The organism is Clostridium sp. ZBS15 (assembly GCF_023845705.1).
GTDB classification, from domain to species: Bacteria; Bacillota; Clostridia; order Clostridiales; family Clostridiaceae; genus Clostridium; species Clostridium aquiflavi.
Genome location: NZ_JAMQHY010000042.1, coordinates 26,744 through 51,026 on the forward strand (window position 1 = coordinate 26,744; position 24,283 = coordinate 51,026).

The window sequence follows — 24,283 nt, forward strand, 5'->3', positions numbered from 1 at the left end:
TTGGAATGGTGCAGATAGATGGTTTTCACATCTTGCAGTGGAGATAATTTCAGATCAGAATTTTTAGCCGTACTAGTAATACCAATTTTAACAGCAGCTATAACAAGAATACTTACAAATGTTTTGCAAGTAATGCCTGTACTGTTTGCAATACATGAGTTAGAGTATAATTTTAGTAGGCAAAGACAGTAATAAAAACTTACTGTAAAATAATATATACAAAAATAAACAGAATTATTGCCAACTTTTACTTGACTCAAACATTTAAAAATAAACTATATTACACATTATAAAAATAGGCTATAATATATATAAAAAGTGCTTCTATTGATAAGGAGGTAGTGAACAGTTAAAATAAATCTAATTGAGGTGATAAGTATGAAGTATTACTCAATAGGAGAATTTGCAACTAAAATAGGAAAAACTGTTCAAACTCTTAGAAATTGGGATAAAAATGAAACGTTAAAACCATCACATATAACAGATGGTGGAACAAGATATTATTCACAAGAACAACTTAATCATTTCTTAGGTTTAAAATCAGAGGTACTATTAAATAAAAAGACTATTGGTTATTGCAGAGTTAGTTCACATAAACAAAAAGATGATTTAGAAAGACAAATAGGGCTAAGAAAATGATTAAGGAGTTGTTAGAAGATGATACTTGCGAAAAAAGTTAGATTATATCCAACAGAAGTTCAAGAGCAAAAGCTATGGCAATCTGTTGGTACGGCAAGATTCATTTATAACTGGACTATTGCAAGACAAGAAGAAAATTATAAAAATGGTGGTAAGTTTATTTCAGATAATAATTTAAGAAAAGAAATAACTCAACTCAAAAAAACTGAATTAACTTGGCTTAAAGAAGTTTCAAATAATGTAGCAAAACAAGCTGTTAAAGATGCTTGTGATAGTTATAAAAGATTTTTTAAAGGGCTTTCTGATAAGCCGAAATTTAAGAGTAGAAGAAAGTCTAAACCATCATTTTATAATGATAATTGTAAGTTAAAAGTTAAAGATAATGCAGTAAATATTGAAAAAGTAGGTTGGATAAATATTAAACCTTATTCAATTCCTTTAGATACAAAATACTCAAATCCAAGAATAAGTTTTGATGGAAAGTATTGGTATATATCAGTAGGGATTGAAAGAGAAATACCTAAAGTAGAACTTACAAAAGAAAGCATAGGGATTGATGTTGGAGTCAAGGATTTAGCTATCTGTAGCAATGGTATGACTTTCAAAAATATCAATAAAACAAAAGAAGTTAAAAGACTTAAAAAAGTTTTAAAAAGAAAGCAAAGAAAAGTTAGTCGAAAATATGAAATGAATAAAATAGAGAAAGGTGGTGAAAACCGTTGCCAATTCAAAAAGACTAACAATATTATAAAACTTGAAAAGCAGATTAGATTACTTCATAGAAGATTAACCAATATCAGAAGTAATCATGTTCACCAAGCAACGAATAAGATAGTGAAAACCAAACCTTCTAAAGTTGTGATGGAAACTCTTAATATCAAAAATATGATGAAGAATCGTTATTTATCAAAAGCTATTGCAGAACAATGTTTGTATGATTTTAAAGTAAAAATGAAATACAAATGTGAGTTTTATGGAATAGAATTTGTTGAAGCTGATAAGTGGTATCCATCAAGTAAAACTTGTAGTAGTTGTGGAGCTATCAAGAAAGATTTAAAGCTTAAAGATAGAATTTATCAATGTTCTTGTGGACTAAAGATAGATAGAGATTTTAACGCTTCAATAAATCTTTCAAGATATGAATTAGCATAATATCACCGAAAAGATAATGCTAATATGTACGATTTGTTGTATCGGAATTTAAGACCTTGGACTGTCATATCAAATGAAAGTAGCATATGAATTTATTCATTGCAAAATCAGACAGGTAGAATAGGTAATTAAACAAGATTTATAGATATTTATAGATTTTTGGCAACGGGATATTGATTATGGTTCAAGATAATAAAAAATTATATGATGCTTTTTTAAATTATTCTTATAGTGATTTGATGGACTTATTTAAAAGGGCAAAAACTAAGGAAGAACAGGACTTTTATGTTATGCTTTCAAATTTAGTACTTAAAAGAGAAGCTAAAAAGGTTATAGGTAAGTAGAGTGGCAACATATACAATATTTGCAGGTGTAAATGGAGCAGGTAAGACTTCAATTTATAAAACAACTTATTATGAACACAATAAGGATGAAAAGAGAATAAATACAGATGAAATGGTAGCAAGAATAGGTTCATGGAAAGATAGTAATTTGCAGTTGAAGTGTGCGAGAGAAGCAGTTAAACTTATTAGAAAATATATTTTTGAAGAGACATCATTTAATCAGGAAACTACATTAAGTGGAAGAAGCATTTTGAATAATATAAAAAAAGCAAAACAAAATGGATTTCAAATTATTGTAAATTATATTGGTGTTGAAAATTCTCAAATTGCTAAAGAAAGGGTAGATTTCAGAGTCAGTAAAGGTGGACATGGAATTCCTCATAAAGATATTGAAAGAAGATATTTTGAATCATTAGAAAATCTATCTAAGGTTATACCAATATGTGATGAAATTAATATTTATGATAATACTGATATATTTAAGCTAATAGTATGTATAAGAGATGGCAGTATAATTTGGAATGAAGAAAAATTACCAGATTGGATAAAGGCAATAGTTAAAAACATAATATAAGTATTCCAATTGAAATATTGGTGGATTTTGAAGGTTACGCTTCGCCGCCACCATGAAATCCACGAAAATCAAAATATATGATTTTGAACTGCCCCCTGTCTATTTGACAGGGGGCAGTTCATTTTCGTGAGTTATTTTCTTTTTAGAAATGTATGTAGGATAACAGTTAAAGATTATATTTGGCAAATAGAGTAATTGGAAATATAATGTTGAGAAAAGAGAAAGAGGCTAGATGTTTGGTTGTGAAATATTTAAATAATATAGAAAGCTATATTAAAGCTTGTATAAAATTATATTGAGTGAATATTATAAAAAAATCGTAGTATCATATAATATAAGTAAAGTTTAATATATGGTGTTTATTGAAATATATAGTATAATTATGTAGGGAAAAATAAGATTTTATAAAAATACTTTTGGAGGTTACTTAATGCTGAATGAGGAAAAAAAGAATAAGGTTAACAATCTATTTCAATTTTTAAAGCAATATAATAATATAAAAAATCCTACTATAACAGATATTGTTTCACATCATTGGCATAGATGGCTTGATGATATTCCTATACATGAAAAAATAAAAAATAATATACATAAAGAAGATGATTCTGATACAGTATTAACTGTAGGCAAACCTGAATTTACTGAATGTCCTGAGATACCTGTAGAATTAAAAGAGTGGCTTGAAAAGGGATGGAGCAAATTTGATGAAGAGGTAAAAGTAAAAGAGTCAATAAATAAAATGGAAAAAGACTCAGAAACAGGAGAAGAAAATTTAGTCGAAATTAATTTTGATGATGATAATAAAAGAAGATCAGCATTAGAAAACTGGAAAGCCAAAAGAAATATTTGGTCAGAAAAAGAAATAACTGCACATGATGTTGATGATATATTTAATATGTTATATACAGTGTATTCAACATTGAAAAAAGAATCTGAAGCTATGGAATTAATTTTTGGTGATGGAATTTTAGGGTGTAGGGATGAAAAGAAAATATATCATCCTATTCTTTTACAAAAAGTTAATTTAATATTTGATGCTAACATTCCAGAGTTTAGGATTGAAGTATCTGACAAAAATCCTGAATTATATAAAAGTATATTTACATTAGTACCTGATTTTAATACAGAATTATTACTAGAAATTTATAAAGAATTTGAGGTAGAGGAATTTTCACCTTTTGATATCGATAGAAGTAATTCATTTTTTAATAGAGTTACCCATGCGTTATCTCCTAAGGGTGAATTTTTAGATAATGATGAAGAATTTAAATTTCAAGAATATCCTCAGATATTTAGAAAACCAGTTTTATTTATTAGAAAATTAAATATGGGTTTTGAATCAGCTATTGATGCTATTTTAGAAGATTTAGAGAAAGTAGATTCTATCCCAGAATTTTTGAAAGATATAATTGGTGTAGACGAAGATGACAGCATGCAGTTAAATAATAGTACAATTACTGAAAATAATAGTACATTATTAGCTTCAAATGGTTTAGATGAAAATATTATTCTTACAAAGCCTGCAAATACTGAACAATTAGCAGTAGCAAAATATTTAGAAACGCATGGAGCTGTTTTGGTTCAGGGGCCTCCAGGAACAGGAAAGACTCATACAATTGCCAATATGGTAGGACATTTATTGTCTCAAGGAAAAAGTATATTAGTTACAAGTTATAGTGAAAAGGCGTTATCTGTTTTAAAAGAAAAGGTTACTGATAATTTACAGGCATTATGCTTGAGCTTACTTTCTACAACTGAAAGTAGAATTGAAATGGAGAAGACTTTAGATGTTATTAATGAAAATAGATCTAGGTTAGAACCAGATAGTCTAAATCAAAAGATAATTTCATTAGAAAGAGATAGAAAAGATAAAATTAAAAAATTAGGCGAATTGAAACTTGAATTGAAAAATGCAAGATTAAATGAATACAGGGCTATAGTAATAGGTGGAGAAGAGTTTAAACCTAAAGAATGTGGAAAATTTATTAATGCACATAAAGAAAATGCAAGCTGGATTCCATTACCTGTTGAAAAAGGTATGAGCTTATCCTTAACTCAGCAAGAATTAGAAGAATTATATTTAAGCAACGAAGCAATTTCTAAGGATGAGGAAAATGAATTTGATAGCAATCTGCCAGATATTTCTGAGTTGATAACGCCTATAGAGTTTAATAATTTAATTAATAAAAAGAATTCTTTCGAAGAAGAAGTATTAGATTATGGAGTTGAATTTTGGGAAGATAATCATGAAATAAGTAAACAAACACTAAGATTAATAATTGATAAAGTTGAAAATGCTGTTAAAAATATTGATTTAAATAGATCATGGACTTTAGAAGTAATAGAAAATTCAAAAGAAGAGATACTAAAGAAAAATTGGATTAATTTAACAAATGAAATTGGGAGAGTATATAATCTTTCATTAGATTTTTCTGAAGATATTTTAAATTATAATCCTGAATTTCAAGATTTAGATGATAACATAGATGTTAAAGCGCAGATGGATGTAATAATTAGAAAGCTTGAAAGTGGTGGAAAAATAACTAAATTAAATCTTCTTTTAAATAAACAAATGAAATCATTTATAAATTCATGCAGAGTAAATGGTCATGTTCCTGTAAAGTCTAATGAATATAAAGCTTTAGATAAATTTTATAATTTAAAATTGGAAAGAGAAAAATTAAAGGACAGATGGAATAGACAAATGGTTCCATTAGGGGCTGATAATACTGAAGCCATGGGAGATAATTTTGAAGCTACATGTGTTAAGTATATACCTATAATTAAAGAGAATATTAATTGGCATAATGATATTTGGAATCAAATAGAAAAGGATATAAAAAAAGCTGGATTAGATTTAGATAAAATTAATACTAGAGTTGATTTATCTAGCGATAAATATAGCAATTTAAAATATATTAAGACAGATTTAAGTAAGAAAATTATAAAAGCAGTGCAATCACAGATAAGTAGAATTCAGTATGAAGAGATAAAACAAAATAAAGAAAAAATTGAAAGTATAATTAACAAGTATTCATCTAATAAAAATAGTAAAATCATAAGTCACCTTCAAAATGCAGTGATGAGTGAAGATGCAAATTTATATAAGGAATGCTATGAATCTATAATAGTCATAAGGGATATGGGCAAGAATATTATTAGAAGAAGACAACTAATAAGCATATTAGAAAAAACAGCACCAACATGGGCTAATGAAATAAGATTAAGAAATAATAAATTTGGAAAAGGAAATGTTCCATTAAATATAAATGATGCTTGGAAATATACTCAATTTAAACAGGAAATAGATGATAGAAATTCTGTTAATATTGAAGAAATTCAAAATGATATATTAGATATGGAGAAAGCCTTAAGGGAAAATACAGCAGAACTTGCATTTAATAAAGCATGGTCATATAAATTAAAAGCTTTTGAAAATAATAAATCTCAGGTTAGAGCCATAGAAGGCTGGAGACAGCTTATCAGAAAGATAGGGCAGGGAAAAGGAAAAAAAGCAGAAAAGTTAAAATCTGAGGCTCGTAAATTAATGCCAGAATGTCAAGGTGCAGTTCCTGTTTGGATAATGCCTCTAAATAAAGTAGTAGAGAATTTTAATCCTAAAGAAAATAAATTTGATGTAGTAATTATTGATGAAGCAAGTCAGGCAGATGTTATGGCAATAGTCGCATTATATTTAGGAAAACAAGTAATAATTGTTGGCGATAATGAGCAGGTTAGTCCATTAGCTATAGGCGAAAAATCTGATGATGTTGAAAATTTAGCTAAAGAGTATTTAATCAATATACCACATCCATCTTTATATAGTGGTAAATTTTCAATATATGATTTAGCACAAGCAGCAGGTTATCAGCCAGTAAGACTTAAAGAACATTTTAGATGTGTTCCTGAAATAATTCAGTATTCAAATATGCTTTCATATAATGGACAGATTAAAGCATTACGTGAAACTAGTCAAATTAGAACAAAACCACCTATAGTAACTTATAGGGTTCAGGATGCAGTAACTGTAAGTAAAACAAATGAAAAGGAAATAGATGCAGTAGTATCTTTAATATTAGCATGCTGTGAACAAAAAGAATATAATGGTAAGAATTTTGGTGTAATAACATTAAAAGGAGATAAGCAAGCTACATTAATAGATAGAAAATTACAAAGTAAAATGGATGCTAAAGAATATAATAAGAGAAATATATTATGTGGTAATTCTGCTAATTTCCAAGGTGATGAAAGAGATATTATATTCTTAACTATGGTAGATGCTAATGATAGTGAAGGCCCACTTAGATTACAATCATTTGGAAATGATGATTTATTTAAGAAGAGATATAATGTTGCAGTAAGCCGTGCAAAAGATCAGTTATGGCTTGTTCATTCATTAGATTCTGAAAATGACTTAAAGAAAGGTGATATAAGAAAGAATTTGTTAGAGTATTGCAATAATTATAAATCAAGACAAGTAGAATTTGAAAAGAATGTAGTTAAAGCTGAATCAGAATTTGAAAAGAGAGTAATTAAATATTTAATAGATAGAGGATACCATATAACACCACAATGGGAAGTAGGTGCATTTAGAATAGATATGGTAGTAAGTTATAAAGATAACAGAGTAGCTCTTGAGTGTGATGGAGAAAAATGGCATGGGGAAGATAAACTGGAAGAGGATATGAATAGACAATCTATCTTAGAGCGTTTAGGTTGGAGATTTATAAGAATTAGAGGAAGCGAATTCTTTAGCGATGAATCTGGTTGTATGGAAAGAATTATTCAAAAATTAAATGAACTTGAAATATATCCAGAAGAAAGTAATGATGATTCGAATGACCATAATACTTTAAAAAATACTATTATATCAAGATCACAAGAAATTAGAGCAAGCTGGCAAGCAGAAGATGACGAAGAAACTGTGGTCTAATTTTAAAGAAATCACAATTAATTTTGTGGTTTCTTTTTATGATGAAGTTATATTTTACTTAGATGTTTGAGTAAAATAGACGATAAAATAATTCACTACAAAAAACTATTTGGTGGATTTCAAAGGTTGTGTTTCGCCTCCACCAAATAAGAACTAGAAATTTGATACAATAGAAAGCCCTTGATTTCAAGGTCTTTTCGTGTTTTTTGGAGAAAATCAAGTGCTTAAAAAATAAGTCTTGAAGATAAAATTTGGAAATATAATTGAAAAAATGCACCCACCTTATGTATTTTAGTAAGGTGGGTGCACAATTTAGCGATAACAACATTAAAAAAGTTTTGATAATACTAATAAATACAATTATAATAATAGTAATCACCATAAAGAGAGAGGGTGTTAATTTGAAATTTAGTCTTTATGGTATAAGCCAAGAATTACTTGATAAATTAAGCTTTGAAAATAAACTTGGAAAAAGTTTAAAGAATACTTTAAGAAAATTTGAAAAAGATGATTTATTTAATGAGATAATTGATTTGAAAGAATTTTATGAAAGTACTGATTTGCTAAAAGGTGTGAATTTTGCTTATAGGGTAAAATCTATACAATCATGTTTGCTAAAATACAATAAATATTATCCACATATAGAAGCTAATAAATGCTTTAATGATATACTTGGAATTAGAGTTATAATAAAGAATTACAATGAAGTTTTAGAACAGGATTTAAGTATTTTTAAAGTAGCGAATATGATAAATGGAAAAGCTAATGATGATGGATATCGAGGACTCCATTTATATTATCAGAAGACAAATAAGCATTATCCTATAGAGATTCAAATAAATACTAAACATGATAGGATTATGAATGATTGGCTTCATGTACATTTATATAAGTATGAAAAAAACAGTAATATAGGTGAATTGTTAAGAAAAAAATATAACAGTGAAGAAATTAAAAGTGAATTTGATTTTATGGAGGTATTAAAAAATGTGTTATCTAGTAGCAAAGAAATTTGATAAAGAAGGTAGTTTGGTATTAGAATTAGAGCAAGGTCAAAGATTGGCATCATTATCAAAATATTTAACATTAACAACCCTTGAAAAGGGTGTACAAATAGTAACACTTAATGATTTAGAAAGTTTCAAAGAGTATTTTCCATATACAGTAATTACTGATGAAGCAGAGTATATTTCTAAAGTAGTGAAAATGTAGGTTGCAATTCTGTTAAATTGAATGAACTATTTGAAATAGAAATATGTTTCCAAATACAGGTTATATAAGAACTAGAAATTTGATACAATAGAAACCCCTTGATTTCAAGGGGTTTTCGTGTTTTTTGGAGAAAATCAAGTGCTTAAAAAATAAGTCTTGAAGATAAAATTTGAAAAGTAAAGAACCAGAGTTCTTTGCTAATCCTCAAGTGCAATATAAAGTAAAAAAAGGTGATATAGTTTCTGGGCAACATTTGATTTAATAGAATCCCATACATTTGTTATTAAAGGTCTTCCATTTGTATAAATTTTTACTCAAGATGGACATTAGATGTCCGTATTATTGGAGTATATTTTAAACATAGAAATTTGGAGGAATTGATAAAATGGACATGTTAAATCGAGAAGTTAATTATGTATATGAGATAAAGTATAGTAAAGAAAGTACAAATAAGAAGAATAGATGTTTAGTTAAGAGCAGAATAAAGCCGAAAGATATATGTGATTTAATATTATACATTCAATATAAATATAAGAGTATTATTCCACAGTCAGATTTAACAGAATATGAGGTTAAAGAAGTACTAGTAAACTGTTATGAAGCAGAATGTATTAACAATTTAAATGCTGATGAGATTATATATTTGAAAGATAATTTTAAAAGGTTATGTAATAACGATAAAGGACAGAAAATAATTGATAATATTTCAAGGTATGAAGTTAAGGGGTTGATAGGAGAATTAAAAAAAATAGTCTATTTAGCAATAGAAATGTGGAGATGATTAAAATCACTAAAAATATTCTAAACTATATACAAAAATTAATATTTTAAGTAAAATATTGTTTGGTGAGTGATAAATATGGTAATTAAAGAAGAAAATGATAAAAATATGGGTGAGGACCAGATACCAAGTGAAAGGTTGGCTATATATAGAATTCTTGATCTATATAATTTAATTAATAAAGAAAATCAATTTGATAAAGCAGCATTTGTAAAATATTCTGGTACAAGTGAGAGAACTGTTAGAAGAGATATTAAATGTTTAAATGACTATTTTAAACGTAACTATGAAAATGAGGGTTCTAATGGTGTGTATAGGGAAATAAGCTACTGTCGCAAAGAAAATCTATATAATGCGAATTTACGAAGTGATTATGATTTTTCTGAAAGTGATATATATGCTTTTGTGAAGGTAATAATACAGTCAAGAGCATTTACAAGAAAAGAAATAACAAGAATGTTAAATATATTAAGTTCTCAAGTTAAAGATGCATCAGTTGTAAAAGAGATAATTGCTAAAGAAGAACTTTATTATGTTGAACCACAGCACAAGAAAGATATAATTGATTTGCTTTGGATTATACGAAAGAGTATTGAAAGAGGTAAACAAGTTGAATTTGATTATAAAAGAGCTGATGGAAGGCAGAAACATCATGTAGTAAACCCAATAGCAGTAGTTTTTAATGAATATTACTTTTATTTAGTTTCTGAAATTGAAAAAGGAAGCAGTAAATTTGAAATACCATTTAGAGTTGATAGAATTGAAAATTACATAGAAACTAATAAACATTCAACATAATCCAAATTATAAAAGCATCTAAAATTTCAGATAAAATACAAATTTAGTACATAAGCGCTAAGAATACTAGTAAAGTTCTTCAAGGCGTTTTTTTATTGCCAAAATGTTGATTGAAAGGAGCAATTCATATGAATGTGGGCCAAAAAGAAAAAATAAGAGAATTAAGATTAAAAGATATGGGATATAAGGCTATTGCTAGTATTATAGGATTATCAAGAGATTCTGTAAGAGGGTTCTGTAGAAGAAATGGTATTTTTAGATTATTAATGCAAGTTATGTCATATTAATAATCTAAATATTTTTTTGATATGACTATGTTATTAATTTAACAATAAATATAAAAATAAGGGTATTAAGGAAAAAATTACTTTAAATCAATGATGCAAAAATTGATTTAAGGACTTATATATATAACTTTTTATAATAGAGAAAATTACCAATGTAAACATTTACTGTTAAATTATTAACAATTGTTTACAAGCAGTATTTGAGGAGATATAATGAAATTATAAATTGGTCCTACCTATTTATGATTGGTATGACAAGTACGTATGAATTTATAGGAGGAAAATTATCTTTGATTATAGGAATATATTAAATCTAGGAAAAGAATATTAATAAACTTGTTAATATCATTAAATTAATGTAAATGGTAAAGGGGAGAAAAAACATGGAAATTATGTTATGTGTAAAACAAGTTCCAGATGACTCTGTTGAAATTCATTTGGATAAGGAAGCTAAAAAACCCAAGTTAAGTGGAGTGAGTTTGGTAGCAAATGCATTTGATACATATGCATTAGAGCTAGGAGTCCGCTTGACTGAAGCACATGGAGGGAAAGTAAGTGTATTAACAGTTGGAGCAGAAGATTCTTTAAACACCTTGAAAAATTGTCTTTCTGTAGGAGCTAAAGAAGCATTTTTTGTAAAAGATGATTTATATGCAGATTTAGACTCCCTTGGAACAGCTCATGTTTTGGCAGATGCTATTAATAAAATTGAAAAGGACAAGGGTAAAAAATTTGATTTAATTCTTTGTGGAAAGGAATCTACAGATGAAATTACTGGTGAGGTTGGAGCAATGCTTGCTGAAAAACTTAAAATGGGTTTTGTAAGTAGTGCAATTGAAATAGGTCTAAAAGATAATGATTTGGAAGTTCATCAAGAAACTGATGAAGGATATAATTTAGTTTCTTTAAAATCACCAGCAGTAGTAACAGTAAGTAAACCAAATTATGATCCACGTTACCCTACGATTAAAACTAAGATGGCAAGTCGTAAGGCAGTAATTCCAACTTACTCAGCAGCAGAAATTGGAGAGGTAAAACACGCAAAAGTATGTTGCATTAAATATGTTGAACCTTCTAAGAAAGAAGCTGGTATCAAGATTAAAGAGAAAGATGCTGTGCTTGCAGTAAGTGCTGTTATGGAACAAATGAAAAAGGATAAGGCAATCTAAATTAAGGGGGAAAAGGAAAGTATGAAAGCATTATTGTTTATTGAAACAGATGGAGAAAAAGTATTGGGAGGAAGCCTAGAACTTATTAGTGCAGTAAAAGCATTAGAGGCAGAAGGAACAGCTCTTGTAGTAGGTAACAGGGCTTTAGTAGATACAGTAGCAGAATTTGGAATTCCAGTTATTTTTGCAGATAATGCGGATGACTGTGATACTTTGACAGAAGTATTAGCAGAAACTGTTAAGGAACAAAATCCAGATATTATTCTATTAGCTAATACAGCACTCGCTAAAAACATTGCACCACGTATTGCTGGACGAATGAGTTTAGGCTGTGTAAGTGATGTAACAGGAATTAGTAAAAGCCATGATAAAGTTATATATACCAGACCAGCTTATGGCGGCACAATTTTGGAACATATTGAAGTAGAAGGCACTGCTATAGTTACAGTTAGAAATGGAAGCTTTCCAAAGCCAGAATCTGCTTCAAATGCAAGTGTTACAGAAAAGAAGTTTGAAATTTCATCTAATGTTATTAAGACAAAAATTGTTGATGTAGTAAAAGAAATTTCTGAATCTGTTAATTTAGAAGAAGCTGAAGTTATTGTTTCTGGTGGACGTGGAATGGGAAATGCAGAAAATTTTAAACTTGTTGAAGAATTAGCACGTGTACTTGGTGGTGTAGTTGGTGCAACAAGACCCGCAATTGAGGAAGGATGGATTTCTCGTGCACATCAAGTTGGACAATCAGGAAAAATTGTAGCACCAAAACTATATATTGCATGTGGTATTTCTGGAGCAACACAACATACATCTGGAATGACAGGTTCAGGTTATATCGTTGCAATTAATAAAGATGAAGAGGCTCCAATATTTGAAGTTTCTAACTTGAGTATTGTTGGTAATGTTGCAGAAATTCTTCCAGTTATGATTGAAGAAATGAAAAAAGCAAAAGCACAGTAAAATTTTTTCTAAGATAAAGGGTTATTTCACTAAAAGCTATTGCAATAACTTAAAAATAAATCTCAATTCACAAGAATATGAAATTAAATATAAAATTTTACACTTGTACACTTAGAGAATTATTAAAAATAAATTAATAATAAACGTAGCATATAAAAAATAATTATATTCGTATATTTTTAAAACAGTATTAATTAGCAAGTGGAGAGATGGATAATTATAATACCATGGTGATACCAATTTGTGAAAGATTATACCACTTAAGAATTAAATAAGGAGGATATGAAATGCTGTTTTTAAAATTCTTAATGGCCATAGCACCAATTATTTGGCTTATAATTGCACTTAGCGGATTAAAAATGCCAGGTTTTAAAGCCTGTTTAATTACACTTGTTCTTACAATGATTTTAGCTATTTTCTTCTGGAATTTGAATGTCATTTATACTATGACAGGAGTATTAGAAGGAATACTAAACGCATTGTGGCCAATTTGTCTAGTTATTGTTGCAGCTTTGTTTACGTATAATTTGGTTCTACGTACAGGCGCAATGGATTCCATTAAAAAAATGTTAGCTGGAGTTTCTAGAGATAAAAGAGTATTAATATTAATTATTGGATGGGGCTTTGGTATTTTCATGGAAGGAATGGCGGGATTCGGTACAGCAGTTGCTATTCCAGCATCAATGCTCGCTGGTCTTGGATTAAATCCAATTTCAGCAGTTCTAGCATGTTTAGTTGCCAATACAGCGCCAACTGCTTTTGGATCAGTTGGAATACCTTTAGTAACACTTTCTGAAATAACGAAAGTTGGAGCTAACTCACTAGCAGCAAATACAGCGATAATTGAAGCGTTTATCCTTTTTATAAGTCCATTTATTATGGTATGCATTGTAGGTAAAGGAATAAAGGCACTTAAAGGGGTATTTGTTGTTACCTTGGTTGCTTCATTATCATTTACAATACCTGCTTATATTACAGCAACAGTACTTGGACCAGAATTACCAAATATAGTAGGATCTATTTGTTGCATGATATGTACAGTTGCTTCAGCAAAAATATTTAATAAAAATCCTCAAGAAGAATATTGTATTCAAGTTAATGAAAAACAAGAAGAAACAACTTTATCATTTAGTAATGCAGTAAAAGCTTGGTGCCCATTTATTCTAATATTTTTAATGTTAATGTTTACTTCAACATTATGCCCACCAATTTATGATGCAATTGCAGGATTTAAAACTAGTGTAATTGTATATGCAGGTAAAGGAGGAAACACTTTAACCTTTAGTTGGATTAATACACCGGGTGTAATTATCTTTATTGCGGCCATTATTGGAGGGTTTACACAAGGTGCAAAAGTGCCAATGATGTTTGAGGTATTAAAAGGTACATTAAAAGCAAACTGGAAAACGATTGTAACAATTTGTGCAGTTATGTCAACCGCAAAAGTAATGAGCTATAGTGGAATGATTTCAGATATTGCAAGTTTTTTAGTTGTAGTTACAGGAGGAGCATATCCATTAATTTCACCATTAATAGGATCTATTGGAGGCTTTGTCACAGGCTCAGGTACATCTACCAGTGTTTTATTTGGAGGATTACAAGTACAAACAGCAGAAAAACTTGGACTTTCAGCAGCATGGATGGGTGCAGCAAATACACTTGGAGCAGGGATAGGAAAGATGATTTGCCCTCAAAGTATTGCAATTGGCGCAAGTGCAATAGGCAAATCTGGTTCGGAAAGTAAAATTTTAAGAAGTATATTTAAATATTATATATGCTATATAACTATTAGTGGAATCCTATGTTTTATAGGCACACGTTTATTTAGTTAAGAGATAATAAGTAAGATAGAAGTAGTATTTAGAGATAAGAAATAAGTAGTATAAAAATATAAGGGATGAAAGATCTCAGGTAAAATTTTAGGAAATAATTTAAATTTGGCACTAAATAAATTAGAAAGGAAATGATTATTATGGCTGAGTATAATCAATTAACAGAAGAATTAATCATGAAATTACAGGAGGCAGCTCCAGGGCATATTTTAACAGGTGAAGATATAAATGAAGATTATAGTCACGATGAAATGCCTATCTATGGAAAAGCAGCTCCACAAGTTGTATTTATGGCACATTCTACTGAAGAAGTTTCAAAGGTAGTAAAAATATGTAATGAAAATAAAATACCAGTAACTCCAAGAGGGGCAGGAACTGGGCTTGTAGGTGGAGCAGTTCCATTACTCGGAGGAGTTTTAATTGATATTACAAAGATGAATAAAATACTTTCTTATGACTTAGAGAATTTTATTGTACGTGTAGAGGCTGGTGTTTTATTAAACGATCTTGCAGAGGACTGTTTAAAAAAAGGATTATTATATGCTCCAGACCCAGGTGAAAAATTTGCTTGCCTAGGTGGAAATGTTGCAACTAATGCTGGTGGAATGAGAGCTGTAAAATACGGTGCAACACGTGATTATGTACGTGCAATGAAGGTTGTACTTCCAACCGGTGAAGTAACAGACTTTGGAGCTACAGTATCGAAAACAAGTTCAGGTTATAGTCTTTTGAATTTAATGATTGGTTCAGAAGGTACTCTTGGAGTTATTACTGAACTTACACTTAAAATCATGCCAGCACCAAAGGTAGTTGCAAGTTTAATTATACCTTTTGAAAATTTAGATGATTGTATTGCTACTGTTCCTAAATTTAAAATGGAACACATGAATCCGCAAGCTATAGAATTTATGGAAAGAGAAATCGTTTTATCTAGTGAAAGATATATTGGAAAAAGCGTATTCCCACAAGTAATTGATGGAGTAACTGCAAATGCTTATTTACTTGTAACTGTTGATGCCGGTAATGAAGATGAGTTAAATAATCTTATAGAACAAGCTAGTGAAATAGTATTAGAAGCAGGAGCAATTGATGTGCTTGTAGCTGATACACCAGCAAAAATTAAGGATGCGTGGGCTGCACGTTCTAGTTTCCTTGAAGCTATTATGGCAGAAACAAAATTATTAGATGAATGTGATGTTGTAGTTCCAGTAAATAAAATTGCTTCTTATCTTGCATTTGTAAATAAAACTGGTGAAGAGTGTGGAATAACTATTAAAAGCTTTGGACATGCAGGAGATGGAAATCTTCACATATACCAATGCAGTAATGATTTAGAAGAAGGAGAGTTTAAAACAAGAGTTGATAAATTCTTTAAGATTATTTACGAGGAAGCAATAAAATGTGGAGGCCTTGTTTCAGGAGAACATGGAATTGGTAGTGGAAAGGTTAGCTATTTAAGAGATAGCATTGGAGAAGTAAATATGGAATTAATGAAAGGCATTAAAAAAGTCTTTGATCCAAATTCCATTATGAATCCAGGTAAAGTATGTAGCCAAATAGAAGGTTTAAGTTCATAATAAAAAAGTTTATATATATAAATATCTCATAAAAGTAAAAAAAAGAAAAATAAGCGTATCCTACAAAAAGTAAAAAGGAAAAGATGTTCCACAAAACAAGAAAAGGAATTAAGAAAAAACAATTGATATCCAACAAATTATAAAAAGGAAAAAAGGAAGGCAGGAGATTAATATGAATTTTAGACAAGATGAAACCCATGAACAATTACAAGAAATGTATCGCGAGTTTGCAGAAAATGAGGTAAAACCAATCGCAAAAGAAATTGATGAAAGCATGCGTTTTCCAGAAGAGAATGTAGCAAAAATGGCTGAAATGGGCTTACTTGGAATTCCATTTTCTGAAGAATACGGCGGAGCTGGAATGGACACATTAAGTTATATACAATGTGTAGAAGAATTATCTAAATGTTGCGCGACAACAGGTGTTATTGTTTCAGCACATACAAGTCTTTGCGCAACTCCAATTCATACTTTTGGTACAGAAGAGCAAAAAGTAAAATATTTAAAACCACTTGCTTCAGGTGAAAAATTAGGTGCATTTGGATTAACAGAACCTGTTGCTGGAACTGATGCCTCTATGCAAAAGACAACAGCAGTACTTGAAGGAGACCATTATGTATTAAATGGAAGCAAGATTTTCATTACAAATGCAGGATATGCAGATATATATATTGTTTTTGCTATGACAGATAAGAGCAAGGGAACAAAGGGTATTTCAGCATTTATCGTTGAAAAAGATTTCCCAGGTTTTTCTGTTGGAACTCATGAATTAAAGATGGGAATTCGTGCATCTTCTACATGTGAATTATTCTTTGATAACTGCATAGTTCCAAAGGAAAATCTTTTAGGAGAAGAAGGTAAAGGATTCGGAATTGCAATGGCGACTCTTGATGGAGGACGTATTGGTATTGCAGCACAAGCTCTTGGTATTGCAGAAGGTGCAATAGAAGAAACAGTAAAATATGTTAAAGAGCGTGTTCAATTTGGAAAATCAATTTCACAATTCCAAAATACTCAATTTGAACTTGCACAAATGCGTGCAAGTACAGAAGCTGCAAAACTTTTAGTATATCAAGCAGCATGTGCAAAAGATGATCATGTAAAATATACACATTTAGCTGCTATGGCAAAATTGGTTGCTTCTAGAAATGCTACTAATGTAACAAGTCGTTGCCTGCAATTATTTGGTGGTTATGGATATTCAAGTGATTATCCAATTGAAAGAATGATGCGTGATGCTAAGATAACAGAAATCTATGAAGGAACATCAGAAGTTCAAATGATGGTGATTTCAGGATGGATGCTTAGATAAGCCACATTTTAAGAACTAATAAATTTGCTCTTTAGTTAAACACATTTAAATAAACTATGAAAATAACAAGTTCAACTATATATTATAGGGAACTTGTTATTTTTTATGTCTTTAATTGGATGGAGTGCTTTTTTATTCTTTAAGAATTTATAATACATTAAATATTAATGAAGGTAAGAAAACAAAGATGAGGGTGGTAGATATTGTAGGCACACTTTGCAATATTGAGGGCATGACAAAAGAAGATATAGGAATCATCAATATAGTTGATATATCTACCTTTGTAGAAATATTAAATAATAAAGGGGAATGGGTATTCCAGGAGTTACAAAAAACACCTATCAAAGGCAGACTTCGTACCGTAAGTAAAGTAGATATATAACAGGTGGGATTCCTGTATGATAAAGCTTAGCAATTAGTCCCTTCGGTTCTGATAAGACCCTCCTCCTAAATATTGAAAATATTACCAGAAATTTAATGCTTAGTGTTTCATAAAAACTCCATCTCAAGAAAAGAAAGATTTCAAAGTACAAGTTGTTTAGTTTAATATAAATATAAAAAATCTAAGATCCTAAAGTAACTTAATTAGTTTTTCCAAATCTTCAGATAATTTTTTTGCACTAATAAAATCATTATTTTTTAAAGCTAATTCTATTTTTGTTTCAACTAATTTTTTATTTTGTTCAATTTCTAAATAATCTTTTCCAAAGTAATTGGCATAAACCATCTTTTTGAAAGTCTTCATATTCATTCTTCTTATTTTCTTATCTTCAACAATTAAAATATAATCCATACAGTTTACTATAGAATAGAAATCGTGAGAAACCATTAGAATAGCACCATTATAGTTTTTTATGGCTTTTTCTAATGCTATTTGTGAATATGTATCTAAATGACTTGTAGGCTCATTAATAAGCACTTTAATATATAAGTATATTTAGTCTATATCTTGTATTTATAATTAATGCAAATAAAATAAATATAGTTAAAAATAATAATAAGTGATATGTTAATTTTCATTCAACTTATTTTTGGCTCAAATTCTCAGCTTCGTGCCATTGCAGAAGTATATGCATGTGATGATAATAAAGAAAAATTTATACAGGATTTCATATTTGCATGGAATAAGATAATGAATGCAGATCGTTTTGAAATTAAATAAATTATTTAAATAGCTTTAACTAAGTTAATTTTAAACTTAATTAAGTCTATTTTAGATTACAAATTCTACAATAACAAAGATAAAAAAGAAAGGTGAGGACTAGAAATAGTTTAAGAAATATGCTATTTTTTAAATGATATAGAATGTTTGGAAAATATTCAGAATTTTAAATACAAAAAGTAAAGAATGTATTTAGTTAATTCATAAAACATATATATTAATTTCAAATAAAGGCTAAAGAGACTTTAGGTTTTGGAGGATGGAAATGAAATATAGTGTTAAAGATTTATCAAATATATTAGGAATAACAACAAGTGCAATTCATTTTTTTGAAAAAGAAAATTTAATTAAGGCAAATAAAGAGAAAAATGGATGGAGATATTATAATGTAGTTGATGTATTTCGATTGTTATCGTATACAAAGTATAAAAATATGGAAATGCCAATGAAGGCTATTGTTAAGCAGTTTAGTGGGGAAGAGAGTAGTTATTTATCTACTAAGAATAGAATTGAAGAATACAAAAGAAAAGCCGAAGAAAAAAGCAGATATTATAGAGAGCTTGCAGATTCAATAGAAGAGAATTTGAAAAGCATACGTCTTATTAATGAACTTCTTGATAAATATGAATTTGTTAAATCTCCAGAAATATTAATGCTGTATGATGATGAATGTGGATGGATATCTAGAAATAGACAAGCTCAAAAGATGGTTCAACAGTGTGTTAAAGCAATGCCAACAGTTCAGCTAGGTGTGATTAAGCATAGAGATAATAATACATGCAATTTTGGATATATGATTTTAGATAATCATATAGAAAAGTTTAACATTTCTTTGGATTTGCATAGAAAAAATTTAAAAGCCACTTCATGTCTTCATACAATTCAAATTATCGATGATGAATTGACAAAAAATCCTGAAGTAACTTTTAAAAGGGCAGAAGAGTATGCTAAGTCTAGAGGATTTGAAATCATAGGAGATACAGTTGGAAAAATTCTTCTTGTAGATGTTGAGAAACCAGCTAAATTACGCACATATATAGAAATATGGATACCTATAAAATAAATATTTGATAAATTTGTCACAATAACTATTGAAGTTAAAGTTCCTTTATACTCTATAATGATTTTTAGAGGTAAGTATTACCAGACATAAAATTATTTTAGAGAAAGAGGGATGTCTTATGATAAAAGAAAAACACAAAATTTTATTTGAACCAATAAAAATAGGTGGTTTAGAAATAAAAAATAGATTTGTTTTAGCACCAATGGGACCAGGTGGGTTATGTAATGCTGATGGAAGCTTTAACGAAAAAGGTGAAGAGTTTTATGTTGAACGTGCTAAAGGTGGCACGGGTTTAATAATGACAGGTGTTACTATGGTTGAAAATGACATTGAAAAATGTGCATTACCATCTATGCCATGTCCAACTTTAAATCCTCTTAACTTTATAACAACAGGAAAGAGTATGACTGAACGTGTTCATGCTTATGGATCAAAAATATTTTTGCAGTTATCAGCTGGATTTGGACGTGTAAGTATTCCTTCAATTGTTGGAAAAACAGCAGTTGGACCATCTGCAATTCCACATAGATTTTTAAAAGATGTAGTATGCCGTGAACTTACAACTGAAGAAGTAAAGGAATATGTTAGAAAGTTTGGAGAATCAGCAGAAATAGCTAAAAAAGCAGGTTTTGATGGTATAGAAATACATGCTGTTCATGAAGGATATTTACTTGATCAGTTTGCAATTTCATTCTTTAATAATAGAACTGACGAATATGGTGGAAGTTTAGAAAATAGATTACGTTTTGCTTGTGAAATAGTTCAAGAAATAAAGAAAAGATGTGGAGAAGATTATCCAGTATCTTTAAGATATAGTATTAAGAGTTTCATAAAAGACTGGTGTAAAGGTGGTTTACCAGGTGAAGAATTCGAAGAAATGGGAAGAGATGTTCCAGAAGGAATAGAAGCCGCTAAAATATTAGTAGATGCAGGATATGATACTTTAAATGGAGATGTTGGATCATATGATTCATGGTATTGGAGTCATCCCCCAATGTATCAAAAAAAGGGATTATACTTACCATATAATGAAATTCTTAAAAATGCAGTAGATGTTCCAATAATTACAGCAGGAAGAATGGAAGATCCAGAATTAGCAAGTGATGCTATATTATCAGGAAAAACAGATATGATAGGACTTGCAAGACCATTACTTGCAGATGCTGAAATCCCTAATAAAATATTAGCAGGTGATTATAAGAGTGTTCGTCCATGTTTATCTTGTCAAGAAGGTTGTATGGGAAGATTACAGAATTTTGCCAATATAACATGTGCAGTTAATCCAGCATGTTGTAGAGAAAAAGAACTAGAACTTAGAAAAGCTGATGAAAAGAAAAAAGTACTTGTTATTGGAGGCGGAGTTGCAGGATGTGAAGCTGCAAGGGTAGCTGCAATAAGAGGGCATGAGGTAGAAATATTTGAAAAGTGTGATAGATTAGGTGGAAATCTAGTAGCAGCAGGAGCTCCAAGTTTTAAAGAAGACGATATAGCACTTATTCAATGGTATGAATTACAATTGAATAAACTTGGAGTGAAGATAAGATATAATACAACTGTTACAGAAGAAATGATTAAAGAAACTGATGTAGATACAATTATACTAGCTACAGGCTCTACTCCTAGAAGATTAAGTATTGAAGGAACAGAAAATGTTTATACTGCAGAAGAAGTATTACTTAAGAAAAAAGATGTTGGAAACTCGACTATAGTAATTGGTGGTGGACTAGTAGGTTGTGAAACAGCTCTATGGTTAAAAGAAATGGGTAAGAATGTAACTATTGTTGAAATGATGGATGATATATTGCAAGTTGGTGGACCTTTATGCCACGCAAATCATGATATGTTAAAAGAGTTAGTAGCATTTAATAAGATTAATGTAAGATGTGGCTCTAAAATAATAAAAGCAACAGAGGAAGGATTTATAATTGAAAACAAAGAATCTCAAGAAATAGTTAAAGCTGATTCAGCAATTGTTGCAATAGGATATAATTCAGAAAATTCACTATATAATAAAATTAAATTCTTACACAGTAATGTTAGAATGATTGGTGATGCAAACAAAGTTCAAAATATAATGTATGCTATATGGGATGCATATGAAGTAGCAAGAAACATTTAAGGAATAATTTAATTTTAATAGAGATTCTTAAATTTAATAGTGTAAAGTAAAAGTATGACTTCCATATTTTATTGAAGTCATACTTTTTAATTTTTCTCGTAAATTTCTTGCATTATAAAAATTATAATTGAGTACAATAAAAATCAACTTAGAAAAACTAAGAAAATTTTCAAAATAAATGGGTAATTTTAGCCACTTGTTTTGAATTTTAAGTATTTGTGCACACCCTTAGTGAAATTTTATTAGGGGACATTTTTATTTTGAGGACGTGCACCTTTTAGTAGCAAGGATTCTGTGAGAAAATATTTATAATAGGATGTTTAGATTGAATGAATAGGATAAAATAAAAATATATTAGAAATGTTAGATTTTAAAATTGAGGAAAAGAGGTACTGTTTATGAAGTTGCTATAAAAAAGGTAGATGGATATGTAACAATAGATCCTGTTCTAAAGGATGTTTATAAGAGTGGAATTGTTGTGGAAGAAGTATTGTAACTTGACGAATATAATAATATAATATTATTATAAAAGAATAGGTGGTCGTTTATGCAAATATTAAAAGAAGAAGTTAAAAACAATATAACTTATGGGGCTAAAAAACTTTTTAGTAAATATGGATTTGAGAAAACTTCAATGAATATGATTGCAAAGGAAGCAAATGTAAGTAAAAGTAATGTTTATAATTATTTTGCCACAAAAGAGGAGATTTTTTATTATATTACTGATGCTATGGCAAATGATTTGATAAATATGACTGAATTTTTTGTAAATCATAAATTCTATGAGAAATTTGGTAGCAATGAATTTATTGAAATGATGGTTCAGAAACTATTTAAAATTTCATCGGAACACAGAGAAGAATTACTTCTTATTATGGATTGCTCAAAAGGTACAAAGTATGAAGATATAAAATCAAAAATTATTAATATGTTAGAAAGGCATTTTGCAGAAGGATTTTCCGAAAATATTGCTAAAGAATGCTTTATAGCTCATGTAATTGCTTTTAATTTAATAGAAGGTATATTAGAGATACTAAGAAATAAAAAGGATAATAGAGAGATTTATGATAATTTTAATAAATTAATTAAATATCATATAAAAGGTTCAGAAATGTTGATTAATAAATAGTCAACATTTTTAAATAAAATAATAACGACCATGTGTCCTTTATTAAACAAGATATAGGAAGTGATTGATTTTATGTATAATAACAATTTTAAAGTAGGTACATATAATTTGAATAGTGAACCTAATTTTAACTATCAGTTAAATAGAACAATATTGTGGAGTAATGGAGATGCTGAAGAAATTAAGTCTATAAGCTATTTAATAAAAACACCTAAAGATTGGGAAAGAGAAATGTTAAAGCTTGGAGATAAAGCTTTAAATGAAAAGCGTATAGAACAGGCAATAGCATATTATCGTATGGCAGAGTTTTTCATGTTCCATGAAAATCCAAGTAAAATTAAAGTTTATGAGAAAGCAAAAAAATTATTTTATGATTTAAATTCAAGCCTTTTTATGGATAAAGGAGTAATTAAAATAGAAAAAATTAAATATGAAAATGGATATTTACCTGTATGGGTATCGCTTCCTGAAAAAGGATCAAAGGGTACAATTCTTTTATTTGGTGGAAATGATTCTTATATTGAAGAATTTAAATCAACAGTATTATATTTAAGAGAAAAAGGGTATTCTATTTATGCTTTTGAAGGACCAGGACAAGGAGAAGTGTTAAGAAAATATAATATTCCATTTACCCACAAATGGGAGGAACCTGTGAAATGTGTTTTGGATTATTACAACTTAAATGATGTTACAGTGATAGGTATTTCCTTAGGTGGAATATTAGCTCCCAGAGCTGCTGCATTTGAAAAAAGAATTACAAAAGTTGTAGCATGGAGTATATTCCCTAGTTTTTTTGATATATTAATGTCAACCCGTACTAAAAAAGTTCAAAGAATTGTAAGGGTATTGTTCAAATTAAAACAAAAATTTATGATTAATAAATTGATGGAAAAACAAATGAAAAAAGACCCTATGGCCGAATGGGGAATTAAGCATGGTATATATAATTTTGGAGTTAATACACCTTATGATTATTTTGCTAAATCAATGAATTTTCAAATATATAATATAGCTCCTTTGATTAAACAAGATTTTCTATTGATTGGTGCTTCTAAAGATCATTTTATTCCTAAAGAATTTTATAAAAAAGAAATAGATGCTTTAACAAATGTAAAATCATTAACTTTTAAATTATTTAATGAAAAGCAATTTGCAGAAAGACATTGTAATGTTGGTAACACTAAATTGGTTCTAGAGAGTATAGTAAATTGGATAGACAATATATCTAAAATAAATTAAG

General features: G+C 29.0%; 19 protein-coding genes and 4 pseudogenes. 22 read left to right on the forward strand and 1 reads right to left on the reverse strand.

Annotated features, from left to right (window positions below; genetic code table 11):
• Positions 1–18: 18 nt before the first annotated feature.
• The 17 genes and pseudogenes from NG904_RS12910 to NG904_RS12990 form a co-directional block, all read left to right on the forward strand.
• A complete protein-coding gene (locus tag NG904_RS12910) occupies positions 19–192 on the forward strand; it encodes a hypothetical protein (RefSeq protein WP_252231882.1) in 174 nt (57 codons plus the stop codon).
• A 186-nt stretch (positions 193–378) separates the two neighbouring features.
• A pseudogene (locus NG904_RS12915) lies at positions 379–624 on the forward strand (MerR family transcriptional regulator); the annotation flags it as partial.
• 33 nt (positions 625–657) lie between these two features.
• Complete coding sequence (locus NG904_RS12920; protein WP_252231883.1) at positions 658–1,791, forward strand: RNA-guided endonuclease InsQ/TnpB family protein; 1,134 nt, start codon at positions 658–660, stop codon at positions 1,789–1,791.
• A gap of 179 nt (positions 1,792–1,970) precedes the next feature.
• On the forward strand, positions 1,971–2,135 hold the full coding sequence (locus NG904_RS12925; RefSeq protein ID WP_252231884.1) for a hypothetical protein: 165 nt from the start codon (positions 1,971–1,973) through the stop codon (positions 2,133–2,135).
• 1 nt (position 2,136) lies between these two features.
• Entirely contained in the window at positions 2,137–2,709 is a 573-nt protein-coding gene (locus NG904_RS12930; RefSeq protein WP_252231885.1) for an ATPase, read from the forward strand.
• Between the two features lie 430 nt (positions 2,710–3,139).
• On the forward strand, positions 3,140–7,642 hold the full coding sequence (locus NG904_RS12935) for a PDDEXK-like endonuclease domain-containing protein (RefSeq protein WP_252231886.1): 4,503 nt from the start codon (positions 3,140–3,142) through the stop codon (positions 7,640–7,642).
• Positions 7,643–8,043: 401 nt separating this feature from the next.
• Positions 8,044–8,658 carry a RelA/SpoT-related domain-containing protein gene (locus NG904_RS12940; RefSeq protein ID WP_252231887.1) on the forward strand — a complete coding sequence of 205 codons (615 nt, stop codon included), beginning with the start codon at positions 8,044–8,046 and terminating at the stop codon, positions 8,656–8,658.
• Positions 8,630–8,854, forward strand: a complete 225-nt coding sequence (locus tag NG904_RS12945) for a DUF6718 family protein (RefSeq protein ID WP_053342288.1) — start codon at positions 8,630–8,632, stop codon at positions 8,852–8,854. The genes NG904_RS12940 and NG904_RS12945 overlap by 29 nt, the downstream gene beginning before the upstream one ends.
• 385 nt (positions 8,855–9,239) lie before the next feature.
• A complete protein-coding gene (locus NG904_RS12950; RefSeq protein WP_252231888.1) occupies positions 9,240–9,635 on the forward strand; it encodes a hypothetical protein in 396 nt (131 codons plus the stop codon).
• A 78-nt stretch (positions 9,636–9,713) separates the two neighbouring features.
• A complete protein-coding gene (locus tag NG904_RS12955) occupies positions 9,714–10,433 on the forward strand; it encodes a helix-turn-helix transcriptional regulator (protein WP_252231889.1) in 720 nt (239 codons plus the stop codon).
• Between the two features lie 128 nt (positions 10,434–10,561).
• Complete coding sequence (locus NG904_RS12960) at positions 10,562–10,720, forward strand: hypothetical protein (RefSeq protein WP_252231890.1); 159 nt, start codon at positions 10,562–10,564, stop codon at positions 10,718–10,720.
• A gap of 383 nt (positions 10,721–11,103) precedes the next feature.
• Positions 11,104–11,889, forward strand: a complete 786-nt coding sequence (locus tag NG904_RS12965; protein WP_252231891.1) for an electron transfer flavoprotein subunit beta/FixA family protein — start codon at positions 11,104–11,106, stop codon at positions 11,887–11,889.
• Between the two features lie 21 nt (positions 11,890–11,910).
• A complete protein-coding gene (locus tag NG904_RS12970; protein WP_252231892.1) occupies positions 11,911–12,849 on the forward strand; it encodes an electron transfer flavoprotein subunit alpha/FixB family protein in 939 nt (312 codons plus the stop codon).
• A gap of 287 nt (positions 12,850–13,136) precedes the next feature.
• A complete protein-coding gene (locus NG904_RS12975; protein ID WP_252231893.1) occupies positions 13,137–14,681 on the forward strand; it encodes an L-lactate permease in 1,545 nt (514 codons plus the stop codon).
• Between the two features lie 140 nt (positions 14,682–14,821).
• Entirely contained in the window at positions 14,822–16,258 is a 1,437-nt protein-coding gene (locus NG904_RS12980; protein ID WP_252212767.1) for a D-lactate dehydrogenase, read from the forward strand.
• 172 nt (positions 16,259–16,430) lie between these two features.
• Positions 16,431–17,570 (forward strand): acyl-CoA dehydrogenase, encoded by a 1,140-nt coding sequence (locus tag NG904_RS12985; protein WP_252231894.1) that lies wholly within the window; start codon positions 16,431–16,433, stop codon positions 17,568–17,570.
• A gap of 157 nt (positions 17,571–17,727) precedes the next feature.
• Positions 17,728–17,952 (forward strand): annotated as a pseudogene (locus NG904_RS12990) (DbpA RNA binding domain-containing protein); the annotation flags it as partial.
• A gap of 189 nt (positions 17,953–18,141) precedes the next feature.
• Here NG904_RS12990 and NG904_RS12995 read toward each other — a convergent pair.
• Positions 18,142–18,489: pseudogene (locus tag NG904_RS12995) on the reverse strand (P-loop NTPase family protein); the annotation flags it as partial.
• A 99-nt stretch (positions 18,490–18,588) separates the two neighbouring features.
• Here NG904_RS12995 and NG904_RS13000 point away from each other — a divergent pair.
• From NG904_RS13000 to NG904_RS13020, 5 genes and pseudogenes are all read left to right on the forward strand, one after another.
• Positions 18,589–18,732: pseudogene (locus tag NG904_RS13000) on the forward strand (catalase-peroxidase 2); the annotation flags it as partial.
• Positions 18,733–18,997: 265 nt separating this feature from the next.
• On the forward strand, positions 18,998–19,795 hold the full coding sequence (locus tag NG904_RS13005) for a MerR family transcriptional regulator (protein WP_252231895.1): 798 nt from the start codon (positions 18,998–19,000) through the stop codon (positions 19,793–19,795).
• Between the two features lie 121 nt (positions 19,796–19,916).
• On the forward strand, positions 19,917–21,914 hold the full coding sequence (locus tag NG904_RS13010; RefSeq protein WP_252231911.1) for an oxidoreductase: 1,998 nt from the start codon (positions 19,917–19,919) through the stop codon (positions 21,912–21,914).
• A gap of 547 nt (positions 21,915–22,461) precedes the next feature.
• Positions 22,462–23,043, forward strand: a complete 582-nt coding sequence (locus NG904_RS13015; protein WP_252231896.1) for a TetR/AcrR family transcriptional regulator — start codon at positions 22,462–22,464, stop codon at positions 23,041–23,043.
• 72 nt (positions 23,044–23,115) lie between these two features.
• Entirely contained in the window at positions 23,116–24,282 is a 1,167-nt protein-coding gene (locus NG904_RS13020) for an alpha/beta fold hydrolase (protein WP_252231897.1), read from the forward strand.
• The last annotated feature ends 1 nt before the right edge of the window (position 24,283 follow it).

Bases quoted from the DNA above. Each gene is read 5' to 3' on its own strand.
- NG904_RS13015 (WP_252231896.1), top strand. From the start codon at position 22,462: ATGCAAATATTAAAAGAAGAAGTTAAAAACAATATAACTTATGGGGCT.
- NG904_RS12975 (WP_252231893.1), top strand. From the start codon at position 13,137: ATGCTGTTTTTAAAATTCTTAATGGCCATAGCACCAATTATTTGGCTT.
- NG904_RS12980 (WP_252212767.1), top strand. From the start codon at position 14,822: ATGGCTGAGTATAATCAATTAACAGAAGAATTAATCATGAAATTACAG.
- NG904_RS13005 (WP_252231895.1), top strand. From the start codon at position 18,998: ATGAAATATAGTGTTAAAGATTTATCAAATATATTAGGAATAACAACA.
- NG904_RS12965 (WP_252231891.1), top strand. From the start codon at position 11,104: ATGGAAATTATGTTATGTGTAAAACAAGTTCCAGATGACTCTGTTGAA.
- NG904_RS12910 (WP_252231882.1), top strand. From the start codon at position 19: ATGGTTTTCACATCTTGCAGTGGAGATAATTTCAGATCAGAATTTTTA.
- NG904_RS12960 (WP_252231890.1), top strand. From the start codon at position 10,562: ATGAATGTGGGCCAAAAAGAAAAAATAAGAGAATTAAGATTAAAAGAT.
- NG904_RS12920 (WP_252231883.1), top strand. From the start codon at position 658: ATGATACTTGCGAAAAAAGTTAGATTATATCCAACAGAAGTTCAAGAG.
- NG904_RS12950 (WP_252231888.1), top strand. From the start codon at position 9,240: ATGGACATGTTAAATCGAGAAGTTAATTATGTATATGAGATAAAGTAT.
- NG904_RS12955 (WP_252231889.1), top strand. From the start codon at position 9,714: ATGGTAATTAAAGAAGAAAATGATAAAAATATGGGTGAGGACCAGATA.
- NG904_RS12935 (WP_252231886.1), top strand. From the start codon at position 3,140: ATGCTGAATGAGGAAAAAAAGAATAAGGTTAACAATCTATTTCAATTT.
- NG904_RS12925 (WP_252231884.1), top strand. From the start codon at position 1,971: ATGGTTCAAGATAATAAAAAATTATATGATGCTTTTTTAAATTATTCT.
- NG904_RS12970 (WP_252231892.1), top strand. From the start codon at position 11,911: ATGAAAGCATTATTGTTTATTGAAACAGATGGAGAAAAAGTATTGGGA.
- NG904_RS12945 (WP_053342288.1), top strand. From the start codon at position 8,630: ATGTGTTATCTAGTAGCAAAGAAATTTGATAAAGAAGGTAGTTTGGTA.
- NG904_RS12985 (WP_252231894.1), top strand. From the start codon at position 16,431: ATGAATTTTAGACAAGATGAAACCCATGAACAATTACAAGAAATGTAT.
- NG904_RS13020 (WP_252231897.1), top strand. From the start codon at position 23,116: ATGTATAATAACAATTTTAAAGTAGGTACATATAATTTGAATAGTGAA.